Source organism: Stenotrophomonas cyclobalanopsidis, assembly GCF_008710035.1.
Lineage (GTDB): Bacteria > Pseudomonadota > Gammaproteobacteria > Xanthomonadales > Xanthomonadaceae > Stenotrophomonas > Stenotrophomonas cyclobalanopsidis.
Genome location: NZ_VYKI01000001.1, coordinates 64,478 through 76,432 on the forward strand (window position 1 = coordinate 64,478; position 11,955 = coordinate 76,432).

Sequence of the window (11,955 nt, forward strand, 5' to 3'; positions counted from 1 at the left end):
GAAAAGGGCGGGGAAATCCCCGCCCTTTTCGTGTCCTGCCGCTGGCGCTGATCAGGTCAGGGCGATCGGCTTGTTCTTGCGTTCGGCCAGGCGCTTTTCCAGGTAGTGGATGTTCTGCCCACCGCCCTGGAAGCCCTTGTCGCGCATGATGCGCTGCTGCAGGGCGACGTTGGTCTTGATGCCGTCCACCACCATCTCGCTCAGCGCCACGCGCATGCGGGCGATGGCGGTCTCGCGGTCCGGGCCGTGCACGATCAGCTTGCCGATCATCGAGTCGTAGTTCGACGGCACGCGGTAGCCACTGTAGATGTGGGTGTCCACGCGCACGCCGGGGCCGCCCGGCGGATGGAAGCCGGTGATGGTGCCCGGGCTCGGCACGAAGGTTTCAGCATCTTCGGCGTTGATGCGGCATTCGATGGCATGGCCGGTCAGCACCACATCGCTCTGCTTGATCGACAGCTTCTGGCCGGCGGCGATCTTCAGCTGCTCGGCCACCAGGTCGATGCCGGTGACCATTTCGGTGACCGGATGTTCCACCTGGATGCGGGTGTTCATTTCGATGAAGTAGAAGCGGCCGTCTTCGTACAGGAACTCGAAGGTGCCGGCGCCGCGGTAGCCGATGCGCACGCAGGCCTCGGTGCAGACCTTGCCGATCTCTTCGCGCTGTTCGGCGCTGATGCCCGGTGCCGGTGCTTCTTCCACCACCTTCTGGTGGCGGCGCTGCATCGAGCAGTCGCGTTCGCCGAGGTGGATGGCGTTGCCCTGGCCGTCGGCCAGCACCTGGATCTCCACGTGGCGCGGGTTCTCCAGGAACTTCTCCATGTAGACCTCACCATTGCCGAACGCGGCCTTGGCCTCGCTCTTGGTGGTTTCGATCGAGGTCTTCAGCGAGGCTTCGGCGTGCACCACGCGCATGCCGCGGCCACCGCCGCCACCGGCCGCCTTGATGATGACCGGGTAGCCGATCTCACGGGCGATCTTGGTGTTGGCGACGATGTCCTCGCCCAGCGGGCCGCCCGAGCCGGGCACGCACGGCACGCCGGCGGCCTTCATCGCACGGATGGCTTCGACCTTGTCGCCCATCATGCGGATGGTATCGGCCTTCGGGCCGATGAAGATGAAGCCGGACTCTTCCACGCGTTCGGCGAAGTCGGCGTTCTCCGACAGGAAGCCGTAGCCCGGGTGGATGGCCTGGGCGTCGGTGACTTCCGCCGCGGCGATCAGCGCCGGAATGTTGAGGTAGCTCTGCGGCGACGGTGCCGGGCCGATGCAGACCGACTCGTCGGCCATGGCCACGTGCTTGAGGTTGCGGTCGACCGTGGAGTGCACGGCCACCGTGCGGATGCCCAGGGTGTGGCACGCGCGCAGGATGCGCAGCGCGATCTCCCCTCGGTTGGCAATGACGACTTTGTCGAGCATGGCGTGCCCCTCAGCCGATCACGAACAGCGGCTGGTCGAACTCCACCGGCTGGCCGTTCTCGCCCAGGATGGCGACGATGGTGCCGGACGTGTCGGCTTCGATCGGGTTGAACATCTTCATCGCTTCGATGATGGCCAGGGTCTCGCCTTCCTTGACCTGCTGGCCAACGGTGACGAACGCCGGCTTGTCCGGAGCGGCCGACGCGTAGAAGGTGCCGACCATCGGCGAGCGCAGCACGTGGCCTTCCGGCAGGGCCGGGCCCGGCTTGGCGGTGCCGCCGGTGGAGGCTTCGGTCGGCGACTGCATCGGCATGGCCTGCGCAGCCGGGGCGGCCGGCGCGGCGTACACCGGGGCGGGCATCGGCGCGGCGTAGCCGGCCACCGGGGCGCGCGACAGGCGCACGGACTCTTCGCCTTCCTTGATTTCGATTTCAGCCAGGTTCGACTCTTCCAGCAGGTCGATCAGCTTCTTGATTTTGCGCAGATCCATGAGGGCCTCTTTGGTTTCTATCTAGGTGAGGTAGAGCGCCGGCTGGCGCCCGGGTCGACAATCAGGTGGCGGACACCCGCAGCAGCGCCGCGTCCATCGCGTAGCGGTAGCTGTCGGCGCCGAAGCCACACACCACGCCCACCGCCTTGTCACTGAAATAGCTGTGCTGGCGGAACGGTTCGCGGGTGTGCGGGTTGGACAGGTGGATCTCGATGAACGGCACGGCCACCGCCGCCAGCGCATCGCGCAGGGCGACCGAGGTGTGGGTGAAGGCGGCCGGGTTGATCAGGATGAACGTGGTACCGTCGGTGCGCGCGGCCTGCACGCGGTCCACCAGCACGTGTTCGGCGTTGGACTGCAGGCTTTCCAGCGCATGCCCGGCCGCAACGGCCTGGGCGGCCAGCGCCTGGTCGATGTCGGCCAGCGTGGTGTGCCCATAGACCTCCGGCTCGCGGGTGCCGAGCAGGTTGAGGTTGGGGCCATGCAGGACCAGCAGCTTCGCCATGGAATCCGATCAACAGGAAAGGGCGGCAGTCTGGCCGAACCTGTGGATGCTGTCCAGTTCGGCGAAATTGCAGGTGTTTAAAGCAATCGTTTGAAAATCGTGGAAGCGCTTGCGGCCCTATGGGTGGCGCCGGATCAAGGCCCGCTGAACGCCATGGCGGCGGGGATGCCCGCACGAAGGCCGACGATGGCGTAAATCCACGCCATGCGTGGATGGCCTCGCCCAGTAGATCCACGCCATGCGTGGATGACCACGCCCGCGCCCGTTAGATCCACGACACGCGTGGATGACTCCCGCCGGGCTCAGGTCTCCAGCGGTACCGTCGGCACCACGTTCGGGAATACCTCTTCCAGCGCCTCGGTCTGGCCGGGTTTCGGCGCCGGCCAGTTGTAGGCGTTCACGGGCTGCGCGCGGTTCACCCACAGCGCGTAATACAGATGGTCGGCACGGCCATCGCCGGTATTGGGATGGATGAGGATGGTCAGGCCCAGGCTGTTGAGCTGCAGCCACGGCACCAGCACCGGCAGCAGGTCGTTGCTGAAGCCGAAGTAGAACGACGGCGTGACATGCGGGCCGCGCGGTTCCAGGTTCCAGTTGCCCAGTTCCACCGGGAAGCGTTCGGCCGCCCAGCGCCGCAGCAGGGCAGCCTTCTGGTAGCTGTCTTCGTCGAAATAGATGTGTGCGTGGTAGCTCTTGATATCGGTATAGGCACGCGGCCGGCTGGGCAGTGGCGATTCACCCGGACGCACGCTGCCTGGGCGCGGTGTCGCTTCGGCGGCCGTGTCCTGGCCCCAAGGGCTGTGGCCCTGTGCGGGCGGCGGCACGATCGGGCGGAAGCCGGGTCGGCCGGGTTCGGTGGTGTTGGGCGCGGCGCTGGCCGTGCTTGCAGCAGCCAGGCCGCCCACGGCCACGCCCGCCGAGGCGATCAGGCGGCGGCGGACAGGGGAGAGCAGGTCGGCCCATCCGGCGTCTTCGGCCGCATCAAAGGGTGGAGCGGGGGTGTGCGGCAGCATGGCCAGCGTCCTGGTGGCGGAGCCGCCACGCTCGGCGATGGTGACCACGCCGTCCAATAAGCAGCAGACATCAGGTGATGCCGCGCCGCTGCCACCACGTTGAGTCGTGCCCGCGGCCGGGCTAGGGTGGCCGGGCCATGCACCCGATCTTCGCCATGACCGCTGTTGCCCCCGAGACCGCCCGCCGACGCGCTGCCTTCCGCCAACTGCATGCCCAGGGCTGCTTCGTGCTGCCCAACCCGTGGGACGTGGGCAGTGCGCGCTATCTGCAGCGGCAGGGCTTCCAGGCCCTGGCCACAACCAGTGCCGGCTGCGCGTGGAGCGAGGGGCGGCCCGATGGTGCCGTTTCGCTGGAAGCCACGCTTGAACATCTGCGCCTGATGGCCGGCGCGACGTCGCTGCCGTTGAACGCGGATTTCGGCGATGGTTTCGGTGCGACGCCGGACGAGGTCGGCGCAGCGGTCACCGCCACCTTGGATACCGGCATCGCCGCGCTGTCCATTGAAGATGCCAGCGGCGTGGCGGGGGCGCCGCTGCGGCCGCTGGAGGAGGCCGTGCAGCGCCTGGCGGCTGCGCGTGCGGCCATTGACCGTGCTGGCGCCGATGTCCTGCTGGTGGGGCGTGCGGAAAACTTCTTCGTCGGCGTGCCCGATCTGGAAGACACCCTGCAGCGGCTGCGCGCCTATGCCGCGGCCGGCGCCGACGTGCTGTACGCACCGGGCATCACCACGCGCGAGCAGATCACGGCCGTCGTTGCGGCGGCAGGACCGAAGCCGGTGAACCTGCTGGTCGGTGGGCCCACGCCGCTCACCTTGCAGGATATCGCCGCGCTGGGCGTGCGCCGGGTCAGCCTCGGCGGGTCCCTGGCGCGCGCGGCATGGGGCGGGCTGATGCAGGCAACGGATCCGATCCTGCGCGACGGCCGTTTCGATGGCCTGCAGCAGGCCGCCGCGGGCGCGGCACTGAACGACCTGTTCCGCTGATACGACGACACCACGCAGTAGATCCACGCCACGCGTGGATGGACACGGGTCAACAGGCTGCATCAGTAGATCCACGCCATGCGTGGATGGTTACCCGTGATCGGGGTCGGAGCGCTTCGTTGCACGAAGGGATCCGACCCCGGCTGCCCTCTGCTTCCTCAGAACCGCGCGGTCAGGCCGACGAAGAACGTACGCGCGCCGCCGTCGTAGTTGTTGCCTTCCTCGATCGTGGACACATCGCCCAGGTTCTGCACGCCCGCGCGCAGGGTCAGGTTTTCGTTCACGTCATAGCCGGTCACCAGATCCACCGTCGTGTAGGCCTTGGCGAACGTCGCGCTGGTCGAGGACACCAGCTGCTTGCCGATGTGCTGTGCGCTCAGGTTCAACGACCATGCATCGGTCACGTCCCAGTTCAGCGAGGTGTTGCCGGTGATCTTCGGCACCACCAGCAGGCTGGCGCCGGTGGTGCGGTTCTTCGATTCCAGCATGCGCGTGGCGTTGGTGGTCCAGCTCACACGCTCGTGCAGCGGCACGGTCACGCTGGCCTCGATGCCACGCGTGCGGGCCTTCTGCACGTTCTGGGCCACGGTCCACCAGAAGCCGTTGACGAAGCTGGTGGTCTGGCCGGGGATCTCGCGCAGCGGAACCTGCTGGATCTTGTCGTCGAAGTCGGTCAGGAAGTAGGTCGCCGATGCAGACCAGCCGTTCCTGTCGTAGCCCAGCCCCAGCTCGTAGTTGGTGCTGGTTTCCGGTTCCAGGTTCGGGTTGCCGGCCATGTAGCAGCCGGTGGTGCCATCGGCACTCACCGAGCGGTTGGTCCAGCCTTCGGCGGTCAGTGCCCTGCAGCCGTTGCCGCCGGACTGGGTCGCCGCACCGGCCGTACCCTGCTTCAGGTTAGGCGCCTTGAAGCCCTGCGACACGCCACCGCGCACGGTCCATGCATCGCCCGGATGCCACACGCCGTAGATGCGCGGGCTGATGTTGTCATCGTAGTTGTCGGTGTTGTCCCAGCGCAGGCCCACGGTCAGCACGAAGCGCTCGTGCAGGGTGATGTGGTCCTCGGCGAACAGCGCCCACGAATCGGCTTCGCTCACCGGGCTGATGCGGCCGCTGCCGGTCCAGGTCACCGGCACGGTGCCGATCGTGTCCGGATTCTCCAGCTCCTCGCGCTTCCACTGCGCACCCACGTTCAGGCTCTGCTCGAAGCCCCAGTGGAAGCCGTGGGTAAAGGCGGTGTCGAACACCGTCTCCCTGGCGTGGGTGCCCAGCACGCTGCCCTGGTCCTTGTAGTCGTTCTGCACCAGCGTGGTCTTGGACGTGGTGCTGTCGCCGTAGCGACCGTCGTGGCTGACGACGTAGCCGGTCTGCACCAGCTTGGACAGGCCCCAGGCATACACATCACCGGCACCCGTGTTGCGCTGTTCGCCGCGCGAACCTTCCAGGGTCAGCGCGTGATCGTCGTTGAGGCGCCAGTGGAGCTGCAGGTTGGCATTCTCTGCCTTGTTGCCGGGGGTCTGTCCTTCAAGACGATCGGACTTGCGGTCGGTCACGTTGGCACCGATGCGCACGCCCAGGTTCTCGGTCAGCGGGCCACTGAACAGCGCGCCCATCTGCGTGGTGTCACCGCGCGTGTCCGAGTCGGGCATGCTGTGGTTGAGGGTGACCGAGCCGCCCCAGTGGTCGCCGATCTTGCGGGTGATGATGTTGATCACGCCGCCCATCGCATCCGAGCCGTACAGGGAGGACATCGGGCCGCGCACCACTTCGATGCGCTCGATCATGTCCGGCGACAGCCAGTTCAGATCCTGCGGGCCCAGGTCGTCGCGGTAGTTAACGCCGGAGGAATTGCCCTGGCGGCGGCCGTCGATGAGGATCAGCGTGTACTGCTCGGGCAGGCCGCGCAGGCGGATCTTCGACTGCGCACCGGACAGTGCGTAGCCGCCGGTCACGCCCGGCACGGTGCTCAGCAGCTGGCCGATGCTGGTGACCGGCTTGCGCTCGATCTCCTCGCGGGTGATGACGCTGATGCTGGCCGGCGCATCCTTGATCCACTGCTGGGCGCCGGTGGCGGTGACCACCACGGTGTCCATCTGCTTGGCCGACGAAGCGTCGGCGGCGGCATCAGCGTGGGCGGTGCTGGCCAGCGCAAAACCAATCGCGGCAGCCAGGGCGGCAACGGAACGACGGGATTTCAAAACGGCATGCGACATCGCGCAGTACTCCTGTTGAGGGTCCACTGGCGATGGCTGGGACGTCCGTGTGTGGGGGGTTCAGAATTCCTTAACAATCGTATCACGAATCATTCGCATTTGAAGTTTGGTGACATATCGCTGTCCGCTTGGGCAGCAGCCCAAGGAGGGCCAGCAAGCCGAAATCAGCGTCCTGCGGGGCGTACTGGTGGAAATCCGCCCGCTAGTTACTATTGGTAACTAATCAATGCGCAGGTCTTTCCCATGCACAGCCTCATCGTCGTCGCCCATCCCGATTCCGCTTCGCTTACCCATGCCGTTGCCGCGCGCATCGGCCAGTTCATCACCGGGGCCGATGCGCGCAACAGCGTGACCTTGGCCGATCTCGCTGCCGAGGGGTTTGATCCCCGCTTCAACGCCGCCGACATCGGCCTGTTCAAGCAGGGCGCGGCGGTGCCGGCCGACGTGGCCGCCGAGCATGCGCGGCTGGATGCCGCCGATACGCTGGTGCTGGTCTATCCGCTGTACTGGTGGTCGTTCCCCGCGCTGCTGAAGGGCTGGATCGACCGGGTGTTCACCCAGGGCTGGGCCTACGCCGACGGTGGCGACGGCAAGGTGGAAAAGAAACTGCAGCGCCTGCAGGTGCATCTGGTCGGCATTGGCGGCGCGGGCGCGGAGATGATTGAACGCCGCGGTTACGGTGCGGCAATGAAGACACAGATCGACATGGGCATCTTCGATTACTGCGGTGCCACCGTGCAGTCGTCCACGCTGCTGCTGGATGCCGACAGTGGCCAGGCCGCGGCGCATCTGCAGACCGCCGCGGACATCGGCCGTACCATAGGCACGCCTGCCTGATGATGTAGAGCCGCCGCATGTCCACCGCCGCCACGCCCACCCGTCGCCGGATGTCACGCGAACAGCGTGGCCGCCAGTTGCTGGACGTGGCCTGGGCACTGGTGGGCGGCGAGGGCACTGATGCGCTCAGCCTGGGGCGCCTGGCCGAGGCGGCCGGCGTGACCAAGCCGGTGGCCTACGATCACTTCATCACCCGCAATGGCCTGCTGGCCGCGTTGTATGCGGACTACGACCAGCGCCAGACCGCCGTGTTCGATGCGCGCATCGGCGCGGCACCTGCGCGCCTGCAGGAGCGTGCGCAGGCCATCGCGTCGGGCTACATCGACTGCGTGCTCTCGCAGGGCAGCGACATCCAGGCGATCCTCGCTGCGTTGGCCGGTTCGCCCGAACTGCGCGACGTGCGCCACCGCTACCAGCAGGACTTCGTCGAGCAGTGTGCACAGTGGCTCGGACCGTTCGCGGCCGACGGCGCCATGCCCGTGGCCGGGCGCTGGGCTATCCTCGGTGCCGCCGAGGCCCTGTCCGAAGCGGTTGCAGCCGGCGCGCTGCTGCAGCCGGATGCGGAAATGGAACTGGAACGGCTGATCGTCGACACCGTCAGCCGCGCGCCCTGATCGCCGCGCTGCGCTGCAGCTGCGCGACGCCTTCCTGAAGGCGGTGCTGCATGTGCGCTGGAACGACGGCAGCTACATCGACAACACCGACGTGGCCCAGGCCGTGCAGAACGTCCTGCAGCGCTGACCACCCCCTGCAGCCAAGCCCACGCTGGGCTGCTCTCGGCCTTTTGTAGAGTCAAGCTTGCTCGACTGAAGCGCCACAAGCAGTCGAGCAAGCTCGACTCTACGCGGCCTTCTCTTTCCACTGCTGCAGCCATCTGGCAATGGCCGGGTCCAGCCGTGCGTCATCCGGCAGCCGCACGCCAAAGCGTTCCTGCAGCACCTGCCGCACATCCGCCACATCGCGCAGCGCACGCTTCTGCGGCGCTTGGCCCGGGCGGTACTCGGTGTAGTTGCCGCTGCCCATCGTGCGCCGCCCCTCCGGCCACGTCAGCGAAGCACGCAGTTCCCCGGGGAAGCTCGAGTGCGGGTGCGTGCATACATACCAGTTGCCCACCTCGTTGTCGGCCGCCGCCGGCGACGTCAGGTCGAACCGGTACAGCGACCGCCAGTCGTCACCGCTGCTGGCCGCCAACAGGTAATCGCCGTCATCCAGGCGCCGCAGCCGGTAGCGTTCATGCGGCGTGTCCTGGGCGACTGTTTCCTGCAGGCGCAGCGGCACGGTCGGGGTCAGGCTGCCGAAGCCGGTATCCACCAGCCAGTCCTCGCCGTCCAGCCGCACCCAGATCAACAGATGGGTACGTGGCGTCAGTTCGCCTTCGGCGGCCGACAGCAGCACGCGCGCGCTCAGTGCATGGGCATCGAAGCCCAGCGTCTGCAGCAGCACGAGAAAGGCGCCATTGAGCTCGAAGCAGTAGCCCCCGCGCTGCGCATCCAGCAGCTTGCGCTGCACGCTGTCCAGGTCGATCGGCACCGCATCGCGCAGCAGGCAGGTGAGGGTCTCGAACGGCACATGGGCGTTGTGGCGCTGCTGCAGCAGGGTCAGCCCAGCCAGGGTGGCCGGCGGCGCGGCCGCCAGTTGCAGGCGCTGCAGGTAACCGGGGATATCAAGCGTGGTCATGACGGCACCAGGCGGGGCAGGGATATCAACTGTGCAACCGCAACCGGGGTTGAGGTCAAGGGCAGGGCGCCGATGTCATCGCCCCGTCGCCTGCGGCCGGTACAAAGATCGCAAGTGCGCCCCCCCGCTGGCAGTTCTCGAAAATAGTTCTAAAGTCCCGCCGATCCAGGCCGATACAGGTGCGTCCTTTTGCCTGGAGTCTGTCATGTCGACTGCGGTTGTACGCCTCCGGTCCCTGCCCACCCACTTCGATGGGCTGCGCTCGGCGTTTCCTGGCCTGTTGCGCTGGCTGCAGCCGCACCGGCTCAGCGTGGCCGACAAGCTAAAGGCCACCTTGTGGGTCTGCGGCCTGGGCCTGGTGGCCATTGCCGGCGTCTACGCCTGGACCGGCCACACCAGCGCACAGGCGGCCCGCACCCAGGCCAGCTACCAGCACGGCAGCGATCTGGCCGCGGCGCTGGCCACCCGCGTGGCCGAAGCACGGCGCCTGCAGACACAGTATGCGCGCAGTTTCGATGATGCCGACCGCAGCCAGTTGCTGGCCACCCAGCAGGAGCTGAAGCAGGATCTGCAGGCGTTGCGCGCGATGCCGATGGATGCCGGCCGGCGCAAGGCGCTGCAGTCGCTGGCCGAAGCCGTCGACGGTTTCTCGCAGGGCGTCGCCGCGCTGTTCGAACGCGTGGATGAGATGGGCCGCGGCGACGCGGGTCTGGCCGCGCAGCTGCAGCAGGCCGCCGACACACTGCAGGAGAACGTGACCGCGCTGCAGCGCCCGGCGCTGGAACTGCATGTGCAGAAGATGCACCGGCAGGAAGCATTGCTGCTGCTCGATGGCGACTCCACCCATGCCGACCGCGCCAGTGAAGAGAAGCTGCCCTTCGATCTGGCCCTGGCAGGGTTGCCGACCGAGGCGCAGGAAAGCCTGCGCACCGACATGGATGCCTACCAAGCCGCGCTGCTGGGCTACACCGCCGCCCGCGTCGGCCTGGATGTGGAAGCCCAGTCGCTGCTGGATACGGCCGCCAGCGTGTCGCCCGCACTGGCCGCTTTCCAGAAGGCCCAGGTGCAGGCGCTGGCCCAGGCACAGGCACGCCAGCAGGCCGGTGCACGCACCATGAGCGTGCTGTTCGCCGCCACGCTCGTGCTGGTGGCCGGTGTGCTGGTCACCAGCCTGGTGCTGGTGCTGCGGGCAGTGCGCCGCCCGATCCAGGACACCCTGCGTTTCGCCAGCGACATCGCCGACGATCGCCTCGACACCACCCTGCGCGTGCACAACGCCAACGATGAGATCGGCCAGCTGGCGCAGCGCCTGATCGACATGCAGCAGCGCCTGCGTGCGCGCATCGAGGAAGAACGCGCCGTGGCCCGTGGCAACACCCGCGTGCGCCAGGCGCTGGACAGCGCACAGACCGGGCTGATGGTGATCGATGCGGAGGGGCAGGTGGCCTACGCCAATCCCGCCCTGCTGCAGCTGCTGGGCATGCCGGCCGACGCACTGGTTGGCAGCGACGCGGTGCGCCTGCACCCGGCGATGACCAGCCTGGCCGGCGTGCGCCGCCGCGAAGAACGCGAGATCAATCATCTCGGCGTGCGCTACCAGCTGATCGCCAACGCGATCGTCGACGAAGGCCACTTCCTCGGCGTGGCGGTGGAATGGCGCAGCCGCGCGCTGGAAACCCTGCTGGAAACCGAAGTGGCCGCGCTGGTCGATGCGGCCGCACACGGTGAACTGCAGGGCCGCATCGCGCTGGAAGGAAAGCTGGGCTTCGTGCGTACGCTGTCCACCAGCATCAACCACCTGCTGGCCACCTTCGAAACCAACCTGGGCGATCTGCAGGCGCTGCTGGCGGCACTGGCCCGCGGCGACCTGAGCGTGCGCATGGAGGGCGACCTGCAGGGCGTGTTCGCGCGCATGCGCGATGATGCCAATGCCACCGTGGGCCAGCTCGGCCGCATCGTCACCCGCATCCAGCAGGCCACGTCGCGGCTGGATGTGGGCGTGGGTGAGATCGTCGCCGGCTACCATGACCTCTCACAGCGCACCGAGCAGCAGGCGGCCAACCTGGAAGAGACCGCCGCGTCGATGCACGAACTGACCGACACCGTCGGCCGCAACGCCGATGCCGCCGGTCGTGCGGATGCGCTGGTGCAGGGCGCGGCGGCGGTGGCCGCGCGTGGCGGCCAGGCCGTGGGCCAGGTGGTGGCCACCATGCACGGCATCAGCGAAGCCTCGCGCCGCATCGGCGACATCACCCAGCTGATCGACGGCATCGCCTTCCAGACCAACATCCTGGCGCTGAACGCCGCCGTCGAAGCCGCGCGTGCCGGCGAGCAGGGTCGCAGCTTCGCCGTGGTGGCGTCCGAAGTGCGCCTGCTGGCCCAGCGCAGCGCCGAGGCTGCCAAGCAGATCAAGGGGCTGATCGAAGATTCGGTTACCCGCGTCGGCCAGGGCAACGTGCAGGCCGAACAGGCCGGCACCACCATGGGCGAGATCGTCGGCAGCGTGCAACAGCTGGCGGAACTGCTCACCGCCATCCGCAGTGCGTCGCAGGACCAGCACGCCGGCATCGCGCAGGTGAACCAGACCATCGTGCAGATGGAGTCGAGCACCCAGCGCAATGCCAGCCTGGTGGAGGAAGCCGGCGCGTCGACCGCGCACATGCAGGCCCAGGTGCAGGCCTTGGCCGAAGCGGTGTCGGCGTTCCGCCTGCAGCCGGAGCGGCGTCCCCGCGTGGCCGCGTGATGGCCTGATCGCCTTCGCCGGGCATGGCCCGGCGCTACCGTTGGACCCAATGACGGGTAGCGCCGGGCCATGCCCGGC

Annotated in this window: 10 protein-coding genes; 4 read left to right on the forward strand and 6 right to left on the reverse strand. The window is 67.7% G+C overall.

The features are described 5' to 3' along the window. Positions 1-51: 51 nt before the first annotated feature. From accC to FJU31_RS00225, 4 genes are all read right to left on the reverse strand, one after another. On the reverse strand, positions 52-1,419 hold the full coding sequence (gene accC / locus FJU31_RS00210; protein WP_150452990.1) for an acetyl-CoA carboxylase biotin carboxylase subunit: 1,368 nt from the start codon (positions 1,417-1,419) through the stop codon (positions 52-54). 10 nt (positions 1,420-1,429) lie between these two features. Next, complete coding sequence (gene accB / locus FJU31_RS00215) at positions 1,430-1,909, reverse strand: acetyl-CoA carboxylase biotin carboxyl carrier protein (RefSeq protein ID WP_150452991.1); 480 nt, start codon at positions 1,907-1,909, stop codon at positions 1,430-1,432. Between the two features lie 61 nt (positions 1,910-1,970). Continuing rightward, the gene (gene aroQ / locus FJU31_RS00220) at positions 1,971-2,414 is read right to left on the reverse strand and encodes a type II 3-dehydroquinate dehydratase (RefSeq protein ID WP_150452992.1); all 444 of its coding nucleotides are present in this window, start codon (positions 2,412-2,414) and stop codon (positions 1,971-1,973) included. A gap of 302 nt (positions 2,415-2,716) precedes the next feature. Beyond that, the gene (locus tag FJU31_RS00225) at positions 2,717-3,427 is read right to left on the reverse strand and encodes a DOPA 4,5-dioxygenase family protein (protein ID WP_150452993.1); all 711 of its coding nucleotides are present in this window, start codon (positions 3,425-3,427) and stop codon (positions 2,717-2,719) included. A 155-nt stretch (positions 3,428-3,582) separates the two neighbouring features. Between FJU31_RS00225 and FJU31_RS00230 the strand changes: the two genes are divergently transcribed. Continuing rightward, positions 3,583-4,410 (forward strand): isocitrate lyase/PEP mutase family protein, encoded by an 828-nt coding sequence (locus FJU31_RS00230; RefSeq protein WP_150452994.1) that lies wholly within the window; start codon positions 3,583-3,585, stop codon positions 4,408-4,410. 158 nt (positions 4,411-4,568) lie between these two features. On the opposite strand, the gene FJU31_RS00235 is transcribed toward FJU31_RS00230, so the two are convergent. Continuing rightward, the gene (locus FJU31_RS00235; RefSeq protein ID WP_150452995.1) at positions 4,569-6,620 is read right to left on the reverse strand and encodes a TonB-dependent receptor domain-containing protein; all 2,052 of its coding nucleotides are present in this window, start codon (positions 6,618-6,620) and stop codon (positions 4,569-4,571) included. 243 nt (positions 6,621-6,863) lie between these two features. On the opposite strand from FJU31_RS00235, the gene FJU31_RS00240 reads away from it, so the two are divergent. Further along, entirely contained in the window at positions 6,864-7,457 is a 594-nt protein-coding gene (locus FJU31_RS00240; protein ID WP_150452996.1) for an NAD(P)H-dependent oxidoreductase, read from the forward strand. Between the two features lie 17 nt (positions 7,458-7,474). After that, positions 7,475-8,071, forward strand: a complete 597-nt coding sequence (locus FJU31_RS00245) for a TetR/AcrR family transcriptional regulator (RefSeq protein WP_246161175.1) — start codon at positions 7,475-7,477, stop codon at positions 8,069-8,071. A gap of 226 nt (positions 8,072-8,297) precedes the next feature. On the opposite strand, the gene FJU31_RS00250 is transcribed toward FJU31_RS00245, so the two are convergent. Next, the gene (locus FJU31_RS00250; protein WP_150452997.1) at positions 8,298-9,134 is read right to left on the reverse strand and encodes an arylamine N-acetyltransferase family protein; all 837 of its coding nucleotides are present in this window, start codon (positions 9,132-9,134) and stop codon (positions 8,298-8,300) included. A 205-nt stretch (positions 9,135-9,339) separates the two neighbouring features. Here FJU31_RS00250 and FJU31_RS00255 point away from each other — a divergent pair, with 205 nt between their 5' ends. Next, positions 9,340-11,877 (forward strand): methyl-accepting chemotaxis protein, encoded by a 2,538-nt coding sequence (locus FJU31_RS00255; protein ID WP_150452998.1) that lies wholly within the window; start codon positions 9,340-9,342, stop codon positions 11,875-11,877. The last annotated feature ends 78 nt before the right edge of the window (positions 11,878-11,955 follow it).

Coding starts and splice junctions, on each gene's coding strand:
- accC (WP_150452990.1), bottom strand. CDS start 1,419: ATGCTCGACAAAGTCGTCATTGCCAACCGAGGGGAGATCGCGCTGCGC.
- accB (WP_150452991.1), bottom strand. CDS start 1,909: ATGGATCTGCGCAAAATCAAGAAGCTGATCGACCTGCTGGAAGAGTCG.
- aroQ (WP_150452992.1), bottom strand. CDS start 2,414: ATGGCGAAGCTGCTGGTCCTGCATGGCCCCAACCTCAACCTGCTCGGC.
- FJU31_RS00225 (WP_150452993.1), bottom strand. CDS start 3,427: ATGCTGCCGCACACCCCCGCTCCACCCTTTGATGCGGCCGAAGACGCC.
- FJU31_RS00230 (WP_150452994.1), top strand. CDS start 3,583: ATGACCGCTGTTGCCCCCGAGACCGCCCGCCGACGCGCTGCCTTCCGC.
- FJU31_RS00235 (WP_150452995.1), bottom strand. CDS start 6,620: ATGTCGCATGCCGTTTTGAAATCCCGTCGTTCCGTTGCCGCCCTGGCT.
- FJU31_RS00240 (WP_150452996.1), top strand. CDS start 6,864: ATGCACAGCCTCATCGTCGTCGCCCATCCCGATTCCGCTTCGCTTACC.
- FJU31_RS00245 (WP_246161175.1), top strand. CDS start 7,475: ATGTCCACCGCCGCCACGCCCACCCGTCGCCGGATGTCACGCGAACAG.
- FJU31_RS00250 (WP_150452997.1), bottom strand. CDS start 9,134: ATGACCACGCTTGATATCCCCGGTTACCTGCAGCGCCTGCAACTGGCG.
- FJU31_RS00255 (WP_150452998.1), top strand. CDS start 9,340: ATGTCGACTGCGGTTGTACGCCTCCGGTCCCTGCCCACCCACTTCGAT.